Origin of the sequence: Streptomyces misionensis (genome assembly GCF_007896895.1) — a bacterium.
GTDB lineage: Bacteria > Actinomycetota > Actinomycetes > Streptomycetales > Streptomycetaceae > Streptomyces > Streptomyces misionensis_A.
Map to the genome: position 1 here is coordinate 40,804 of NZ_VOGW01000034.1, position 16,787 is coordinate 57,590.

Genomic DNA, 16,787 nt, shown 5'->3' on the forward strand with positions numbered 1-16,787 from the left:
CGGACGCCGTGCCCAGCTTGGCAGCGATCACTACCGACGGGTAGCCCCCGGGGGCGTGCCGATCCTGTCCCTCAACCGGCCTGCCGCACCTCGATGTTGAAGTCCTCGTGCCCGAGCGCGCGCGCCAGCTGGAGCCACAGCGGCAGATACATCTCCAGCGCCCGCGCCGCCCCGATGCCGCCCAGGTCGAGCACCCGCGCGGCCGGCCACCCGAAATCCCCGAGCAGCGCCCTCGTCTGCTCCTTGGCCGCCGTGCTCTCCCCGCACACGAACAGATGGTGCTCGCCCGGCACCCGCCCGGGGTCCGTCATCACCCTGAAATCGACGGTGTTCAGCGCCTTCACCACACGCGCCCCGGGGAAGGCCCGCTGGATCCGCTCGCCCATGCTGTCCGACTCCACCGGGTCGAGCCGGGGCAGCCCGCCCTCGAACGACAGTGGATTGCACACGTCGACCAGCACCTTGCCGTCCAGATGCGCCGCGCCCGCCGCCCGCAGCGCGTCCAGCGCCACCTGCCCGCTCACCGCGTTGATCACCAGCTCGCCCGCCTCGGCCGCCTCCGCGAACGTCCCGGCGCGCGCCCGGCTCGCCGCCGCGGTGGCCCACTCCCGCGCCACCGGGTTGTCCGCGGTGCGCGAGCCCAGCGTCACCTCGTGCCCCAGCTCCACCAGCCGGCCGGCCAGTGCCCGGCCCACCTCGCCCGTGCCCAGCACCCCGTACCGCAATGGCCACCTCCCGTCACCCGGCCGCCGGCCTGGCGGTCCGCGCGGTCATTGTGGTCCGGGGCGGGCGCGCGGTGCCTGATTCCGGGTGGACAGCCGCGGCGCGTGTCGGATGGGATGAGGACATGACCGCCGACCCCGCGACCGACGTCTTCGAGGAGCACCGGCCCCTGCTCACGGGGGTCGCCTACCGCATGCTCGGCCGCGTCGCCGACGCCGAGGACGTGGTCCAGGACGCGTGGCTGCGCTGGTCCCGCGCCGACCACGCGGAGATCCGCGAACCACGCGCCTACCTGGTGCGGATCACCACCCGGCTGGCCATCGACCGGCTGCGCCTCGCCCGGTCGCGCGCCGAGTCGTACGTCGGGCCGTGGCTGCCGGAACCCTGCCTCACCGAGTACGGCGACACCGCGCCCGACGCCGCCGACCGCGCCGTCCTCGCCGACAGCGTCTCCCTGGCCGTACTGGTCGTCCTGGAGTCGCTGTCCCCGCTGGAGCGGGCCGTGTTCGTGCTCCGGGAGGCGTTCGGCTTCCCGTACGCCGAGATCGCGGCGCTGCTCGACCGCGGCGAGCCGGCGGTACGGCAGCTCGCCGGGCGCGCGCGCCGGCACGTGGACGAGCGGCGCCCGCGCTACGAGGTCGACCCCGCCCAGCGACGCGAGCTGACGGAGCGTTTCCTGACCGCCGCGTCCGGGGGCGACCTGGACGGGCTGATGTCGGTGCTCGCCCCGGACGTCCGCCTGGTCGCCGACGGCGGCGGCAAGGTCAGGTCGGCCCTGCGGATCGTGCACAGCGCCGACAAGGTCGCCCGCTTCCTGGCCGCCGTCGCGCCCGGGGCCGGTGCGGACCTGTCCGTGCGGGTGCTGGAGGCCAACGGCGGCCCCGCCGCGCTGGTCCTGTCCGGCGGCAAGCCGGACAGCCTCTTCCAACTCGACGTCGTGGACGGCCGGGTGACGTCCGTCTACATCCAGCGCAACCCCGACAAGCTGCGCCATCTGGCCGACCGCTGAGCCCTCCGCACGGCCCCCGGCCCCCGTCGAGCGACGGGGGCTTTGCCGTGATGTCACCCGCATCACCTCGTGCGAACGCCTCGTGAACGCTGCGCGGCGGCCCGCCTCCGCGTTCGCGCGGGGATGAAGGATTGGTCTTGACCAAGGGTGTCGGCCGTCCTATGGTCGCAGAGAAGTGCAACAACCTTTAATAAACAAGGGCGCTAAAAACCGCCGGATGACGGCTCTTGCGGAGGACAGGGTGGGGACCACGCAGCTGGATTCGGTACAGGAACCGAAGTACTGGCATCTCAAGACCGTGCTCAGCGAGGCACTGGACTCCGAGTTCTCGGTCGGCGAGATCCTGCCCAACGAGCGCGATCTGGCGGCCCGCTTCGGCGTGGCCCGGGCGACGCTCCGGCAGGCCCTCGAACAGCTGGAACTGGAAGGCCGGTTGCAGCGCCGCCGCGGCGTCGGCACCACCGTCGCGCCGCCGCGCGTGGGCGTGGCCGTCGGCGGCGAACAGCACGCCTGGCCGGGTGGCCCGGGGGACGCCTGGCAGGCCACCGACTGCGTCCAGCAGGTGCCGCCCGCGGCCGTCGCCGCGGCCCTGGAGACCGGTGCGGACGAGCCGGTGCACACCGTGCGCCGCGCCCGGACGTCCGGCGGCCAGCGGGTCGCCACCGAACTGCTGTACATCCCGGCCGACTCGGTGCCCGGCCTCACCGCGATCGACGCGCCCTCCGGCCCGGCCCGCGCCCGCACCGTGCTGCGGGAGCTGCACCGCCTGGAGCCGGAGGGCCAGGACCGCGCCGTCGAACTGGGCTCGGCCCGCGCGGACGACGCCCGCGAACTCGACCGGCTGCCCGGCTCCCCGGTGCTCGTCGTCACCACCCGCTTCACCGCCGAGGGCCGCACCGCCGCCCTCTCCGTGGCGACCTACCGCGCCGACACCTGCCGGCTGACGTTCGGCGACACGGCCGGCGTGGAGATCCACCACGACCCGGAGCGGCGAGCCTCCTGACCAAGCGGTGCGAGGCGGCCGTTCGGGGACGAGCCGGGAGCGGCAGAAGCCGCCGAAGCTGGGTGCACCCGTGCCGGACGGGTGATCGACGCCGTCTAGGCGGACCGCACGCGGCCCGCGGCGGCCACCACGCGGCGACCCCCCGGCCCGCGCCCGACGGTCAGCGGCGCGCCGTGACCGTGCCCTCCACCGCGAACAGCTGCTCCTCCACATGGTCCAGGGCCAGCCGCAGCGCGCCCGTCGGCACCACCGCCTCGCCCAGCGCCGACAGCGCCACCCGGGGCGGGCGCAGACAGTAACGGGCGAGTTCCCGGCGCAGCGGTTCCAGCACCCCGTCCAGACCGGCCGCCCAGCCACCGATCACGACCAGCTCCGGATCGAGCGCCAGCACCAGCGCGGCCACATCGTGCACCAGCCGCTGGAGGAAGCGCTCCACGGCCGCCCGCGCCCGCAGATCGCCCTGGCGGGCCAGCGCGAACACCTCGGCCACCGCCTGCTCGTCCAGGGGGTGCAACGGCTCGTCGGTGGTGGACAGCAGCGTCTCCGGGGTGGCCTCCCGGCCCAGCAGGTGCAGCGCGCCGATCTCCCCGGCCGCCCCGCCGAAGCCCCGGTGCAGCCGCCCCCCGATCAGCGCGCCCGCCCCCGGGCTGAGCCCGGCCAGCACGAACACCACGTCGTCGGTGCCCTCCGCCGCGCCCTTCCAGTGCTCGGCGACGGCCGCCGTGTTGGCGTCGTTCTCCACGAGCACCGGGCACTTGAACGAACGGCTTAGCCGCTCGCCGAGGTTGAGCCCCGTCCACTGCGGCAGCGCGGTCCCCAGCCGCACCGTGCCGTCGGCCGCCACGATGCCCGGCGTGCCCACGCCCACCGCGCGCAGCGAGTCACGGGGGACCCCGCAGCGTCGCAACAGCTCGGCGACCGCGCCGCGCAACCGGTCCAGGCGCTCGTCCGCCGACGCGGTCTCCCCGACCTCCTTGGACTGTCCGCCCAGCACCCGTCCGTCCAGGTCCGACAGCAGCGCGGCGACCCGGTGCGCGCCGACCTCCAGGCCCAGCAGGTGCCCCGCCTCGGCCCGGAACCGGAACCGGCGGGCCGGCCGCCCCTGGCGGCGCGCGATGCCCTCGTCGGCGGCCCGCTCCACCACGAGCCCCGCCTCCATCAGCCCCTCGACCACACCCTCGACGGTGGGCCGGGACAGCCCGGTGACCCGGGCGACCTCGGTGAGCGTCGCGCAGTCCGCGGCACGCAGCGCGTGCAGCACCACCGCCGAGTTGATCCTCCGCAGCAGCGAGGGATCGCCGCCGGTCAGCTGACCCACCGTCCGTCCTCCCAGCTCGCGGGCGTATTGGCCGGATCGTACTCGTCCGGCCCCATCCCGGGCGAGCGCCGGACGGAGCCGGGAGGAGAACACCGGGACGGCCGGCGGGCCCGGGGCCCGCCAGAGCCCTTCCTCCACGTGGGGTCGGCGCGGCCGCGTCGGCGGGTCACGCTCTCGGGTGTCGAGGGCCTGCGTCCCGCCCGGTGACCGGGGCGCGGTCAACACCCGTCACACTGACGGACGTTGGAGGCGTGAGGTGCGGGCCGGTGCTCCGCGGGACGGCGGGAACCGGGTTCAGGGAGGCCGGCATGGACTTCTCCGCGCAAGCCGCCGAGGCGGCACGACGCGCCCACGAGTGGGCGGTGCACGTGGACGGGCGGACGACGGGCTCGGGCCGCGACGTGGCGCGGGCCCGGCTGTGGGCACGGGTGGCGCAGGCGTGCACGGCCGTCGCCGCGGCCCCGTCGCCCCGTGCGGTCCAGGCGGCGGGCCGGGCGCTGGACGCGGCGCGGCGGCAGGAACGGGCCGGGGACTTCGCGGATCTGCAGGACCAGGCCTGGACGTGGGCCGAGGCGGCCCTGGCCTGCGCCGCCACCGGCGCCGCGTAGCCGCCCCGACCCGCCGGACCCGGCCTGATCCGAACGAGAGGCCTTAGTCCTGCGCGGCCACCCGCAGCCTCCCGAACTCCTCCGCCATCGTCGCCGCCGTCCAATGGGCGTTCAGGCCACTGGGGTTGGGCAGGACCCAGACGCGGGTGTCGCCTATGGTCCGCTCCTGGGGGCCCACTCGGGCGGTGCGGTCGGCGAAGGCGGCGCGGTAGGCGGTCACGCCGACCACCGCCAGCCAGCGCGGCTCCAGGCGTCGTACCTTCTCGGTCAGCAGTCGGCCGCCCTCGGCGTACTCCGCGGCGGTCAGCTCGTCCGCGCGGGCGGTCGCGCGGGCCACGACATTGGTGATGCCGAGGCCGTACGACAGCAGTTCCTCCTGCTCGGCCGGTTTCAGCTGCCTCGGCGTGAACCCGGACAGGTGCAGCACCGGCCAGAACCGGTTGCCGGGGCGGGCGAAGTGGTGGCCGGTGGCCGCCGTCAGCAGGCCCGGGTTGATGCCGCAGAAGAGCACCCGCAGGCCGCCCGCGACCACGTCCGGGACGAGACGGTCGCGGGCGGCCTCCAGGTCCGCCTTGGTGAAACGCGGGGTCAGAGGATCGCTCCCGGGGTGTAGCCGGCGGCCTGAGGACGCTCCTTGACGATCTCCTCGATCCGGCCGGCGACCTGGGCGACCTGGTCGGCCGCCGCGCCCGTGAAGGACAGCTTGTCGGCCATCAGCGCCGCCAGCTCCCCGCGGTCCAGCGGCAGGCGCTCGTCGGCGGCCAGCTTGTCGAGCAGGTCGTTGCGCTCGGCGCCCTGCTCGCGCATGGCGAGCGCGGTGGCGACGGCGTTCTCCTTGATCGCCTCGTGCGCCACCTCGCGGCCGACCCCGGCGCGCACCGCGCCCATCAGCACCTTGGTGGTGGCGAGGAACGGCAGGTAGCGGTCCAGCTCACGGGCGACGACCGCCGGGAAGGCGCCGAACTCGTCGAGGACGGTGAGGAAGGTCTCCAGCAGGCCGTCCAGCGCGAAGAACGCGTCCGGGAGCGCGACGCGACGCACCACGGAGCAGGAGACGTCGCCCTCGTTCCACTGGTCGCCCGCCAGCTCGCCGGTCATCGAGGCGTAGCCGCGCAGGACCACCATCAGGCCGTTGACGCGCTCGCAGGAGCGGGTGTTCATCTTGTGCGGCATCGCCGAGGAGCCGACCTGGCCGGGCTTGAAGCCCTCGGTGACCAGCTCGTTGCCGGCCATCAGCCGGATCGTCTTGGCCAGCGAGGACGGCGCCGCCGCCAGCTGCACCAGCGCGGTGACGACCTCGTAGTCCAGCGAGCGCGGGTAGACCTGCCCGACCGAGGTGAACGCCTGGGAGAAGCCCAGGTGGGCGGCGATCCGCTGCTCCAGCTCGGCCAGCTTCCCCGCGTCGCCGCCCAGCAGGTCCAGCATGTCCTGCGCGGTGCCGACGGGGCCCTTGATGCCGCGCAGCGGGTAGCGGGTGAGCAGCTCCTCGACCCGGCCGTACGCCACGAGCAGCTCGTCGGCGGCGGTCGCGAAGCGCTTGCCGAGGGTGGTGGCCTGCGCGGCCACGTTGTGCGAGCGGCCGGCCATGACCAGCTCGGCGTACTCGCCGGCCAGCTTGCCGAGACGGGCGAGGACCGCCACCGTGCGGTCGCGCATCAGCTCCAGGGAGAGCCGGATCTGGAGCTGCTCGACGTTCTCCGTGAGGTCACGGGAGGTCATGCCCTTGTGCACGTGCTCATGACCGGCGAGGGCGTTGAACTCCTCGATCCGCGCCTTCACGTCGTGCCGGGTGACCTTCTCGCGCTCCGCGATGGAGGCCAGGTCGACGGTGTCGAGGACGCGCTCGTAGTCGGCGATTGCCTCGTCCGGCACCTCGATGCCGAGGTCCTTCTGGGCACGCAGCACGGCGAGCCAGAGCTGCCGCTCCAGCCTCACCTTCTGCTCGGGCGACCAGAGCGTGGCGAGCTCGGCGGAGGCGTAGCGTCCGGCGAGGACGTTCGGGATGCGGGGCTTGGCGGGCGCTGAAGTCACGTAACCGGATTCTACTGGCGATTCGTGCAGCTCAGCGCCACCGGGGTATTCGTCGGAAGCTACGAGAGCCCGCTCCCGGCGCTGCCCTGCCTCTGGTGGGCCTCGTGCGGCAGCGGCTCCGGCCGCTCGGGCGGACGGCCGCCGTCCCCGGACGGCGCGACACCTGCGAGGCTCCCCGTACGTAGGGTAATGGGCGCGTACGGCGACCCCCGAAGCCGCGAGCGCCCTGGTCGTTCACCTGCCGGGCGCGGCCGGCGGTGACCGTCCGCGCCGTCCCGGCCGGTGCGCCCGGCGGCGGGCCGGGGGAGTCGTGAGGAAATCGGGCCGACAGCTCCCTTGACGCCGCCTCGGCTGCCTGACTTGATGTGGGACTAACGCTTGGGAGCGCTCCCATATCTCTTCGACCCGAGGAGTTCATCCGTGCCCCATACACGCAAGGCCGGGCCCTTCCTCGCCGCGGCGGCCGCGACCGCCGCCCTCGTCGGCCTGTTCGCAGCACCGGCCGCCGCGGCGAAGGCGTCCCCCGCCGACGATCACACGCTCGCCCAGGGCACCAGGTTCTACGTCGAGCCCGCGAGCAAGGCGGCCAAGCAGTCCCTCGCCGACCTCAAGGCGGGCGACAAGGCGGACGCCGCCGCGATGGCCGCGATGGCCTCGTACCCGGTCGCCCAGTGGTTCACCGGCACCGCCGACCCCGAGCAGACCACGCGCGACATGGCGAAGCTCCAGGCCAAGGCCGCGGTGGAGAAGCGGGTGCCGGTCACCGTGGCGTACAACGTCCCCGGCCGCGACTGCTCGCAGTACTCCGCGGGCGGCGCCGCCACCGGCGAGGAGTACGCCGCCTGGGTCGACGCCCTGGCCAAGGGCATCGACCGCCACAAGACCGTGGTCGTCCTGGAGCCCGACGGGCTCGCCCTTTCCCCCGCATACTGCGGCGGCACCGCCGAACAGCAGACCGCCCGGCTCGCGGAGATCAACGGCGCGGTGGACCGGCTGGAGCGGCAGCCCGGTGCGGTCGTCTACCTGGACGCCGGCCACAGCTCCTGGCAGCCCGTCGGCACCATGTCCCAGCTGCTGATCGACGGCGGGGTGGCCCGGGCCCAGGGCTTCTTCCTCAATGTCTCCAACTACCGGACCGACAGCGATCTGGTCCGCTACGGAACCCAGATCGCCAAGTGCGTCTGGTACCTGCGGAACACGGCGGGCGCCCGACCGGGCGACTGCGCCGACCGGTCGTGGCCGGCTGCGGACGCCGACGCGTGGTACGCCTCGCATGTGCCCGCCGACGCCCGGCTGACCCACTTCGTGATCGACAGCAGCCGCAACGGCCAGGGTCCGTGGACGCCGACCGCCTCCTACCCGGACGCCCAGGAGTGGTGCAACCCGCCCGGCCGCGGCCTCGGCGTGCGCCCCACCACCAACACCGGCAACCGGCTGCTCGACGCCTACCTGTGGGTGAAGGTGCCCGGTGAGTCGGACGGCAGCTGCACCCGCGGCACCGCAGGCCCGACCGATCCGGAGTACGGCGTCGTCGACCCGATCGCCGGCGCCTGGTGGCCCGACCAGGCCCACGCTCTGGCCGCCGACGCCTCGCCGCCGCTGACCTTCAACCCGGACCTGTGGCACCGCTGAGCGGGGAACCGGATCTGAGCCGACGGCCATGCCCCGTGGCGTGGCCGTCCGGCGTCGACCGTCGGCCCCGCCACGGTGGGTCGGGCGGAGGGGTGCGGCGCGGCGCTCCGGGCGGCCGGTCTCCGAGGGCCCCGCGGTCTCGCGGCGACGCAAGCAGACACCGTTCCCGGCCGCAGGGATCGTGCGGGATGTGGACGCCAGCGGCGGCGGACCCCCGGCCTACCCGACCCGGAGGTCGATGACGACCTTGCCCTGTACGTGCCGTCCGGCTTGGAACTCCGCCGCACGGCGGATCTGCTCGATCGGGAAGCTCCCCGCGAGAGGCACCCGCAGCCGGCCCGCGGCGACCAGGCGGGCGATCTCCTCCAGGGCTCCGGGGGCCGCGTTCGCGCCGTTGCCCGCTGCCACCCCCTCGACCTGCGCGGCGATGGTGCAGACGCGGCTGTCCGGGACGCCGAGTTCCCTCGCGACGTGCACTGTCTCGGTCCCGTGCAGGTCGAGGGCGGCGGTGATGCCGCCGGGAGCGAGGGCTCGGACCCGGTCGGCCAGGCCGTCGCCGTAGGCGACCGGTTCGGCTCCGAGGCTGCGCAGGTGGTCGGCCGATGTCGCCGATCCCGTCCCGATCACGCGCGCTCCCGCGATCCGCGCCAGCTGGACGGCGAACACCCCGACCCCGCCCCCGGCGCCGCCGATCAGCACGGTGTCGTCCGGGCCGGGGTCGATCGCGGCGAGGGCGGCGGATGCCGTGCGGCCGGCGATCGTGAGGGTGGCGGCGGTGCGGTCGTCGACGCCGTCGGGGGTGTGGTGGGCCTCGTTCGCCGCGATCCCTCCGGCCGGGTCGACCACCACGAAGTCGGCGACCGCGCGGGACAGGGCTCCCCCGAACACCCGGTCGCCGGGCGCGAAGCCGCTCACCCCGTCACCGACCTGGTCGACCACTCCTGCGTAGTCGGTCCCGAACCCGGCAGGCAGGGCCAGGCCGAACCTGGCGGCGGTGTCCGCGTCGGCGGTCATGATCCAGTCCATCGGGTTCAGGCCGGCCGCGGTGACCCGCACGCGGATCTGCCCCGGGCCGGCCTGCGGCGCGGCGACCTCGCGGACGACCAGGACGTCCGGGCCGCCGAACGAATCGAGGCGAACCGCCCTGCTGCCGCCCGCGCCTGGTTGCCTGCTCCGTGCCTGCATGGGCGCCCGTCTCCTTTGCCGTACGACGAAACGGACTATGCTCCGTTTACATGAACGACCGTAGCACAAACGGAGCGCGCTCCGTTTCCGATGGGGCGGGCGTCCGCCCGCCACGGGCGGACGCGGTCCGCAACCGCGAGCAGCTCCTCGCCGTGGCCACCCGCGTCTTCATGGCGGCCGACGCCGAGCCGTCGATGCGCGTGATCGCCCGCGAGGCAGGGGTCGGTATCGCCACTCTCTACCGGCACTTTCCGACCCGGGAGTCGCTCGTCGACGCGGTCTACCAGGACCAGGTCGTCCGTCTGACGACGGGCGCCCGCGAACTGCTCGGCCAGCTACCCCCACCTGCGGCGATGCGGCACTGGATGGACTCGTTCGGGGACTGGATCGCCACCAAGAACGGCATGCTCGACACGCTGCTCGCGATGATCGAATCGGGTGAGATCACCCATGCGCGGACCCGGACCGAGCTGCTGACGGCCATCGACACGATCCTCGACGCGGGCCGCGCGACCGGGGAACTGCGCGCCGACGTGACCGCGGATGACGTCGCCGCCTCGCTGATCGGCATCTTCACCGTGTTCCCCCCGCCCGGGCACGAGGCCAGGGCCGCCCGCTTGCTCGACCTCCTGATGGACGGCCTGCGGTCCCAGGGCCGTCTGGGCCCCCAGGAAGCGCAGGACGTCGCTTCCTGAATATGTCGCAAGGGGGCCGGCCTGTGCCCTTCGTGGCCGCGACCCCGCCCTGATCCACCCCACCACCTCTGCTGCCTTCCCCGTCCGGTCCGGCCCCCGCCCGGTGTACGGCGCCCTCGCCCACGGCCGCTGGAGCGCGTCGGCCCCTGCCTCCGTGGGCGGTAGTCCCTCGCGGCAGGGCCGCGCCTCAGGACCGCAGCGCGTCGACCGGCTCCATGCGGGCGGCCCGCAGGGACGGGTAGAGCCCGGCCAGAAGGCCGACGAGCGCACCGGCGACCGGGGCGCCGAAAGCGAGCCGGACGTCCAGGACCGGGGTCCAGTCCCGGACGGCGGAGACGGCCACCACCACGACCAGACCCAGGGCCGCACCGACGACGCCCCCGAGGAGGCCGATCGTCGTCGACTCCAGCAGGAACTGGCCGGCGACCTGGCGCCGCGAGGCACCGAGGGCGCGGCGCAGCCCGATCTCGCCGATCCGCTCGATGACCGTCACCAGCGTCACATTGGCGATGCCGATGGCCCCGACCACCAGCGAGACCAGTCCGAGGACCAGGAACAGCCCGTTGACGTCGCCCTGCACCCCCTTGCGCGCGTCGGCCGGATCGGGCGGCGCCATGACGGCGAGGGCGTCGTCGGCGCCGGGGGCCAGCGCGATCGGCGCCTGGTGGGCCACCTGGTCCGCTGCGCCGAGCGCGGTGTTGATCAGCACCCGGGTCACCGTTCCCAGGCCCAGCCGGTCCGCTGCCGTCGTGGGCGGCAGGATCACCGCGGTGGCGAGCCGCTGTTCCCGTTCGGCCCCGCCGAGGACGCCGATCACGGTGTAGGCCTGCCCCTTCAGGAAGACCGCGGGCGAGTCCTCGACCGAGCCGATGCCGAGCAGCCGCGCGGCCTGGTCGCCGACCACCGCCACCCGCTCGTGCCGGGAGACGTCCCCGTCGTCGAAGAACCGCCCGGCGGTCATCCTGCCCCGGACCGCCGCGGGCAGCGTCGGGGACGCCGCGACGACCGCCATGGTCTGGCCGGTGACCTCGCCGGGGGCCACCACGTCGTTCGCCCGTACCTGGACGCTCGCGGTCTCCTGGGAGTCGGCGATCGCCGCCACGGACTCGACCCCGGCCAGCCGCGCGACCGCCCGGACACCCGACCAGTCCACGAGCGGGACGGGGTCGGCCGACGGCGGCGGCGGGGGCACCACCACCGTGACCGAGGTGGCGCCGAGCGCGTCGAACCGGCCGACGATCTGGTTGCCCGCGGTGGACGACACACCGATGGTGATGACCAGGGTGGTGATGCCCAGCACGGTGCCCAGGGTGGTCAGGGCGGAACGCAGCGGACGGGCGAGCACCCCCGCCAGCGCCTCCGTCCACAGGTCCCTGACGTCCATCCGGGGACGCTCGACGCCCCTGGCCCCGCCGCGACGCCGGGGCCGTGCGCGGCGACCGGTGCGCCGTCCGCCGGTGTTCACTTCTGCCGCCTCCGGGAGGCGCGCGGGGGCCCTCATCGGCTCTCCTCGGTGAGTCGTCCGTCGCTGATCCTCGCCCGCCGGTCGGCGCGTCGGCTCACCGCCTCCTCATGCGTGATCACGACCAGGGTCATGCCCTGCTCGCTCAGCCGGTCGAAGAGGTCCAGCACCGATTCGGTGTTCTCGCTGTCGAGGTTGCCGGTGGGCTCGTCGCACAGCAGGAGTGCGGGCTCGCCCAGCAGCGCCCGGGCGATCGCCACGCGCTGCCGTTCACCCCCGGAGAGCCGGTCCGGCCGGAAGCCTGCCCGGTGCGCCAGGCCGACCCGGTCCAGCACCTCCTCGGCCCTGGCCCGGCGGCCGCCCCGGCCGCGGCCGGGGCGCGGCCGGCGGTAGGTCTCGGCCAGCATGACGTTCTCCTCCACCGTCCGGTACGGCAGCAGATGGAAGGACTGGAAGACGAAGCCGATCCGGCTGCCGCGCAGTGCGGTGCGCTCCAGGTCGCCGAGGGCGTTGGTCTCCACCCCGTCGAGCCGGTAGGTGCCGGAGGTCGGCCGGTCGAGCAGTCCGAGCGTGTTGAGCAGCGTCGACTTACCGGAACCGGACGGGCCGACGATCGACAGGTGCTCGCCGCGCCGGACGGTCAGGTTCACGTCACGCAGGGCGTGGACCGGCGGTTCGGAGTCGAATGTCCGGCCGACGGAGACGAGCTGGATGACGGCGTCCCCGACGTTCTCCCCTTCGTCGGCGTTCTCGGCGTTCTCGGTGTTCCCTGTGATCCCGGTGCTCCCGACGGGCGCGAAGGTCTTCGGCTGGCGCGTCTTCGGCGGGGCGCTCGTCGGCGGCTCGGTCATCGCCCGACCACCACCTGGTCGCCCGCCTTCAGGTCGTCGCCGGACGGTGTGACCTCCACCTGCCCGTCCGCCGTCAGGCCCGCCGTGACCGGGACGTCCACGGTCGTGCCGGCGTGCACGACCTGCACCCTGGCCCGTCCGTCGGCCGACGTGTGCAGCGCGGTGAGAGGCACCGTCAGCACCTCGCCCTGCGACGCGCCCACCTCGATGGTCACCCGCACCGTGTCCCCGGCGTTCTTCGTCAGCCGGCCCGCTGGGACGGAGATCCGCACCGGTACCGGAGCCGCCCCGTCCCCGCTCCCGCCGCCCGACGTCTCCGATGACCCCGACCGGTCCTTGCCGTCCTGTGTGCCGTCCTTCGGCACGTCCTCGCGGAGCGCCGTCAGTCGGCCGGTCACCTCCGTGCCGTCGGTGGTCCGCACCCGCGCCGTCATGCCCGTGCGGAGCAGCCCGGCGTCACTGCCGGGCACCACGGCCCGCACCACGACCTTGGAGCCGGTCACCGTGCCGATCGCCGCGGACGGTTGGTCACCGACCTTCACGGACACCTTGTCCCACCGGGCCGGCAGCTTCGGCAGGAAGACCACCTCGCCCGCCGGGATCTTCGTTCCGTATCCGGCCTGGAAGGCGGCGAGCGCCGCGTTGGCCGCATCCAGCTGCTGCTGTGCCGCCTTGAGCCGGAGCCTTTGCCCGTCCCCACCGGTGCCGGAGCCCTTGGACTCGCCGTCCCGGGCGTCGAGGAGGCCCTGCTGGGCGGTGGTCACCGCCGTTTCGAGGGTGGCGAGCTGCTGCTTGTCGGCGCTGTCGGGCTCCTGCGCGCCATAGCCCCTGCTCCGGTACCAGCGGCTCACCGCCGCGGCGTCCGACTGCCCGTACGTCCCGTCGACGGCCCCGGGGTCGAACCCCAGCCGGGCCAGGGCCTGTTCGAGTTGCCTGACGTCGTCCCCGGACGTGCCCGGACCCAGCGTGCGGTACATCGGGACGGCGCCCCGCAGCACCAGCACCGGCCGGCCGCTCACCTGCATCAGCACATCACCCTCCGTCACCTCCGCCCCGGCGACCGGCGCCCTGGTGACCCGCTGGACGACGGCATCACCGGCCGCGGGCCCCCCGGAGCCGGAATCCGGGGCGCCGACGGGTCCGGCCAAGGACACACTCTGCGGCGAGTCGAACTCCACCGTGCCCTGGGCGACCACGCGCGCGGTCAGGGACCGCCGGGTGACCGCGACGGTGACCGGCCCGGCCTTCGGCGGCCGGTGCGCGGCTGCGGCGTCCGCCGGCGACCGCATCTGCGAACCGGCGAACCAGCCGCCCGCCCCGACCAGCGCCACTGCCGCGACGATGAGCGCCAGTTGCCGGGGACGGCTGGCCGCCCGAGCGGGGCGCCGCGTCACCCGGCACCTCCGCCGCTGGCCGGGGCCTTCATGAACTTCGGGAAGTAGGCGGCCCGGAACTTCCTGCCGCACTCCAGGTCCGTGAGCGCCAGGTCGACGTCCTTGGCGAGGCGGGGCATGGCCTCCTCCTTGCTCAGGGTCTTCGCCTGCTTCCCGTCGGGGCCCACCGCGGCGGGCCCGGCAGCGGGGCCGGCGGACGCCATCGCCCCCAGCTTGACCATCTCCCCGATGCCGGTCGGCTGTGTGGTCGTGACGGGGATGCCGTGGTCCTTGAGACAGGTGGCGTACGACTGCGCCAGGGCGATCAGCCGCGGATCACCGTTGAGCGCCTGGGCGTTGGCCTGGTTCTGTTCGGCGGTGGTGACGCTTCGCTCCTGGGCGGACGCGGAGCCGTAGACCTGTCTGTCGGCCTCCCCGGAGCAGCCGGTCCACTCCTTCCTCCCGGTCTTCGGGTCCGGTGGGCCGCCCAGCGCCTTGTCGTAGGCGGCCTTCTGCCCGGGTGTGAGGGTGGCGACGTAGTCCGCGTTGGGCGAGGAGCCGTTCGAGGTCTCCCGGAACGCCGCGCTGCCCGGCGCCTTCGGATCGTCGGGGTAGACGGCGGCCGCGTAGATGCCGAAGCCGTACTTCTGGCGGTACTTCTTCGTCAGGTCGTAGTCCGCCCCGTCGGTGGCCCAGGAGGCAGCCGGGTCCTCGGGGGCGACGGGCGTGTAGGTGAACCCCTGCTTCTTCATGCAGACCGCGAGCGCGTTCTCCAGCAGGTACCGCTTCTTGAGGTCCGGTCCGGCGTCCGGGGGAACGTCGAGCTGTCCCCGCGCTCCGGCCGGGTCCTTCGCGCCGCCCGCCGCGTGCGACGCCGTCTCGGCGCCGCACGCCGCCAGCAGCGGCAGCAGACTCACGGCCACGGCCAGATTCCGAACCGTGCGGGATGCAGACATGCTTGTCCAATCGATCGGGTGAGGGGGTTTCGCCGGCCTGTCGGGCACGGGGCGGCCGGCACCGACGGAAGCGTGGCGGCCACGGGTGATCACCCCTGGCCCGGACCATGACCGCTCTGTAACAGCGGTTCACGGCAGCGGTTCACGGCAGCGGCTCACGGCAGCGGTTCACGGCGCCTTCGGCCCGGAGACGAAGGTGCCGTTCCTGTCGTGGGGCCAGGCGTCGGCGACGCGTCCGTGCAGGTGGATGCCCGCCCGGCACAGGTCACCGCCCGTACCAACCGGCTGTGCGACGGGGTGGCAGATGATGGCGTGCATGAATCAACTCGGTGACGCGTTGCGGGCGTGGCGGGATCGGCTGGATCCCGCGCAGGTGGGGTTGGCGCACGGGGCGTCCCGTCGGGTTCCTGGTCTGCGGCGCGCGGAGCTCGCCCTGCTGGCCGGCATCTCGGTCGAGTACGTGGTCCGGCTCGAACAGGGACGGGTGCAGACGCCCTCGGCGCAGGTGTGCTCGGCGCTGGCCCGCGCCCTGCAACTGTCCGACGACGAGCAGGCCCACCTGTTGCGGATGGCCGGCCACGTCGCGGACCCCCGCCGGGTCCCGCGCGTGGACCCGGCGAACCTGTACCGGATCACGGACCAGCTCGCCGCCAATCCGTTGGCGCTCTACGACGCCACTTGGCAGTTGCTCTACTGGAATCCGCTGTTCGCGTCCACATTCGGTGAGCGCGCCGTCAGTGAGTCGAATGAGCGCAACGTCCTGGTGTGGGTGTTCCTGGGTGAGCTGCCGCGGCAGACGGCGTCCGAGCGGGCGGCGTTCGAGGAGTCGCTCATCGCCGACCTGCGCGCGACGACCAGCCGGTACCCCGACGACCCCGACCTGCCGGCGCTGATCGCGAGGCTGAGCCGCAGCCCGCGGTTCTGTGAGCTGTGGAGCCGCCGGTCGGTGGGCGGGCACGAGAGTGCGCGCAAGTACGCCGAACACCCCGAGGTCGGAGACATCGCCCTGATCTCCGATGTGCTGACCACCCAGGGCGATCTCCGGCTCGTGGTGTACACACCGCAGCCGGGAACCGACGCCCGCGGCAAACTCGATCTGCTCACCGCCATCGGCGCCCAGAAGATGTCCCTTCAGCGGTGAGCGGCCCGCTTCTGTGGGTGGTACGCGCCGTACCAGGAAGTGCCGTGGCTCCCGAACGGGCTCCCGGGGCCGCAGCATCGACTCCGTGAACAGCGCACCAGGGTGCTGTTCGGAGCGGAGAATCCAGCATGACCACCACGTTCATCACCGGAGCCAACAAGTCCCTCGGTCTGGAGACCGCCCGTCGTCTCGTCGAGGCCGGGCACACCGTTGTCGTCGGCGCCCGTGATCCCGAGCGCGGCCGGGCCGCGGCCGCGTCGCTGGGCGCCCGGTTAGTCCGGATCGACGTGACCGACGACGCCTCGGTCGAGGCCGCCGCGGCCGATGTCGCCGCGCACGAGGGGGCCATCGACGTCCTGATCAACAACGCCGGCGTCCTGGGCCGGGTCGGGCCCGTCGAGGAGTACACCGCGGCCGACATGAGCGCCGTGCTCGACGTGAACGTCGTCGGCGTCGTGCGCGTCACGCACGCCTTCCTGCCGCTGCTGCGCAAGTCGTCGCACCCTGTCATCGTCAACGTGTCCAGCGGAATGGGTTCCTTCGGCCTGACCCAGGACCCGGACCGGGTCGAGTCGCAGTACTCCCTGCCCCTCTACGCCGCGTCGAAGGCAGCGGTCACCATGCTCACGACGCAGTACGCCAGGGAACTCGAGGACGTGAAGGTCAACGCCGCCGACCCCGGTCAGACCGCCACCGACTTCACCGGAGGCATCGGACGCGGAGTCGCCGAGGGCGCCGAATCCATCGTGGCCCTCGCGACGATCGGCCCGAACGGCCCCACCGGACAGTTCATCGACCGC

At 73.8% G+C, this 16,787-nt stretch carries 17 protein-coding genes; 7 read left to right on the forward strand and 10 right to left on the reverse strand.

Annotation, left to right across the window (positions count from 1 at the left end):
• Positions 1-71: 71 nt before the first annotated feature.
• Entirely contained in the window at positions 72-725 is a 654-nt protein-coding gene (locus FRZ03_RS05590) for an NADPH-dependent F420 reductase (protein WP_146464008.1), read from the reverse strand.
• Between the two features lie 122 nt (positions 726-847).
• Between FRZ03_RS05590 and FRZ03_RS05595 the strand changes: the two genes are divergently transcribed.
• Both FRZ03_RS05595 and FRZ03_RS05600 read left to right on the forward strand, forming a co-directional pair.
• A complete protein-coding gene (locus FRZ03_RS05595; protein WP_146464009.1) occupies positions 848-1,732 on the forward strand; it encodes an RNA polymerase sigma-70 factor in 885 nt (294 codons plus the stop codon).
• A 241-nt stretch (positions 1,733-1,973) separates the two neighbouring features.
• Positions 1,974-2,735, forward strand: coding sequence for a GntR family transcriptional regulator (locus tag FRZ03_RS05600; RefSeq protein ID WP_146464025.1), 762 nt, complete (start codon positions 1,974-1,976; stop codon positions 2,733-2,735).
• 160 nt (positions 2,736-2,895) lie between these two features.
• On the opposite strand, the gene FRZ03_RS05605 is transcribed toward FRZ03_RS05600, so the two are convergent.
• Positions 2,896-4,053, reverse strand: coding sequence for an ROK family transcriptional regulator (locus FRZ03_RS05605; protein WP_146464010.1), 1,158 nt, complete (start codon positions 4,051-4,053; stop codon positions 2,896-2,898).
• A 308-nt stretch (positions 4,054-4,361) separates the two neighbouring features.
• Here FRZ03_RS05605 and FRZ03_RS05610 point away from each other — a divergent pair, with 308 nt between their 5' ends.
• The gene (locus tag FRZ03_RS05610) at positions 4,362-4,661 is read left to right on the forward strand and encodes an ABC transporter ATPase (RefSeq protein ID WP_146464011.1); all 300 of its coding nucleotides are present in this window, start codon (positions 4,362-4,364) and stop codon (positions 4,659-4,661) included.
• A 43-nt stretch (positions 4,662-4,704) separates the two neighbouring features.
• Here the strand turns inward: FRZ03_RS05610 and mug are convergent, their stop codons facing one another.
• Entirely contained in the window at positions 4,705-5,193 is a 489-nt protein-coding gene (gene mug / locus FRZ03_RS05615; RefSeq protein WP_261398592.1) for a G/U mismatch-specific DNA glycosylase, read from the reverse strand.
• A 56-nt stretch (positions 5,194-5,249) separates the two neighbouring features.
• Positions 5,250-6,692 (reverse strand): adenylosuccinate lyase, encoded by a 1,443-nt coding sequence (gene purB, locus FRZ03_RS05620; protein ID WP_146464013.1) that lies wholly within the window; start codon positions 6,690-6,692, stop codon positions 5,250-5,252.
• A 420-nt stretch (positions 6,693-7,112) separates the two neighbouring features.
• Here purB and FRZ03_RS05625 point away from each other — a divergent pair, with 420 nt between their 5' ends.
• Positions 7,113-8,324, forward strand: coding sequence for a glycoside hydrolase family 6 protein (locus FRZ03_RS05625; RefSeq protein WP_146464014.1), 1,212 nt, complete (start codon positions 7,113-7,115; stop codon positions 8,322-8,324).
• A 219-nt stretch (positions 8,325-8,543) separates the two neighbouring features.
• On the opposite strand, the gene FRZ03_RS05630 is transcribed toward FRZ03_RS05625, so the two are convergent.
• Positions 8,544-9,509 carry an NADP-dependent oxidoreductase gene (locus FRZ03_RS05630; protein WP_146464015.1) on the reverse strand — a complete coding sequence of 322 codons (966 nt, stop codon included), beginning with the start codon at positions 9,507-9,509 and terminating at the stop codon, positions 8,544-8,546.
• A gap of 50 nt (positions 9,510-9,559) precedes the next feature.
• On the opposite strand from FRZ03_RS05630, the gene FRZ03_RS05635 reads away from it, so the two are divergent.
• Entirely contained in the window at positions 9,560-10,204 is a 645-nt protein-coding gene (locus FRZ03_RS05635) for a TetR/AcrR family transcriptional regulator (protein WP_146464016.1), read from the forward strand.
• 187 nt (positions 10,205-10,391) lie between these two features.
• Here FRZ03_RS05635 and FRZ03_RS05640 read toward each other — a convergent pair whose 3' ends face one another.
• From FRZ03_RS05640 to FRZ03_RS38810, 5 genes are all read right to left on the reverse strand, one after another.
• Positions 10,392-11,588: an ABC transporter permease gene (locus FRZ03_RS05640; protein WP_146464017.1), complete on the reverse strand. Its 1,197-nt coding sequence runs from the start codon at positions 11,586-11,588 to the stop codon at positions 10,392-10,394.
• Positions 11,589-11,701: 113 nt separating this feature from the next.
• Complete coding sequence (locus FRZ03_RS05645) at positions 11,702-12,517, reverse strand: ABC transporter ATP-binding protein (protein ID WP_186785267.1); 816 nt, start codon at positions 12,515-12,517, stop codon at positions 11,702-11,704.
• The gene (locus FRZ03_RS05650; protein WP_261398593.1) at positions 12,514-13,911 is read right to left on the reverse strand and encodes a peptidoglycan-binding protein; all 1,398 of its coding nucleotides are present in this window, start codon (positions 13,909-13,911) and stop codon (positions 12,514-12,516) included. The genes FRZ03_RS05645 and FRZ03_RS05650 overlap by 4 nt, the downstream gene beginning before the upstream one ends.
• The gene (locus FRZ03_RS05655) at positions 13,908-14,813 is read right to left on the reverse strand and encodes a hypothetical protein (protein WP_261398594.1); all 906 of its coding nucleotides are present in this window, start codon (positions 14,811-14,813) and stop codon (positions 13,908-13,910) included. Before FRZ03_RS05655 ends, FRZ03_RS05650 begins: the two co-directional genes overlap by 4 nt.
• A 201-nt stretch (positions 14,814-15,014) precedes the next feature.
• On the reverse strand, positions 15,015-15,164 hold the full coding sequence (locus FRZ03_RS38810; protein ID WP_186785268.1) for a hypothetical protein: 150 nt from the start codon (positions 15,162-15,164) through the stop codon (positions 15,015-15,017).
• Between FRZ03_RS38810 and FRZ03_RS05660 the strand changes: the two genes are divergently transcribed.
• Positions 15,163-15,987, forward strand: coding sequence for a helix-turn-helix domain-containing protein (locus FRZ03_RS05660; RefSeq protein WP_146464019.1), 825 nt, complete (start codon positions 15,163-15,165; stop codon positions 15,985-15,987). The genes FRZ03_RS38810 and FRZ03_RS05660 overlap by 2 nt on opposite strands.
• Positions 15,988-16,115: 128 nt before the next feature.
• Positions 16,116-16,787 (forward strand): SDR family NAD(P)-dependent oxidoreductase (locus tag FRZ03_RS05665; RefSeq protein WP_146464020.1); only part of this gene is annotated, 672 nt, incomplete at its 3' end.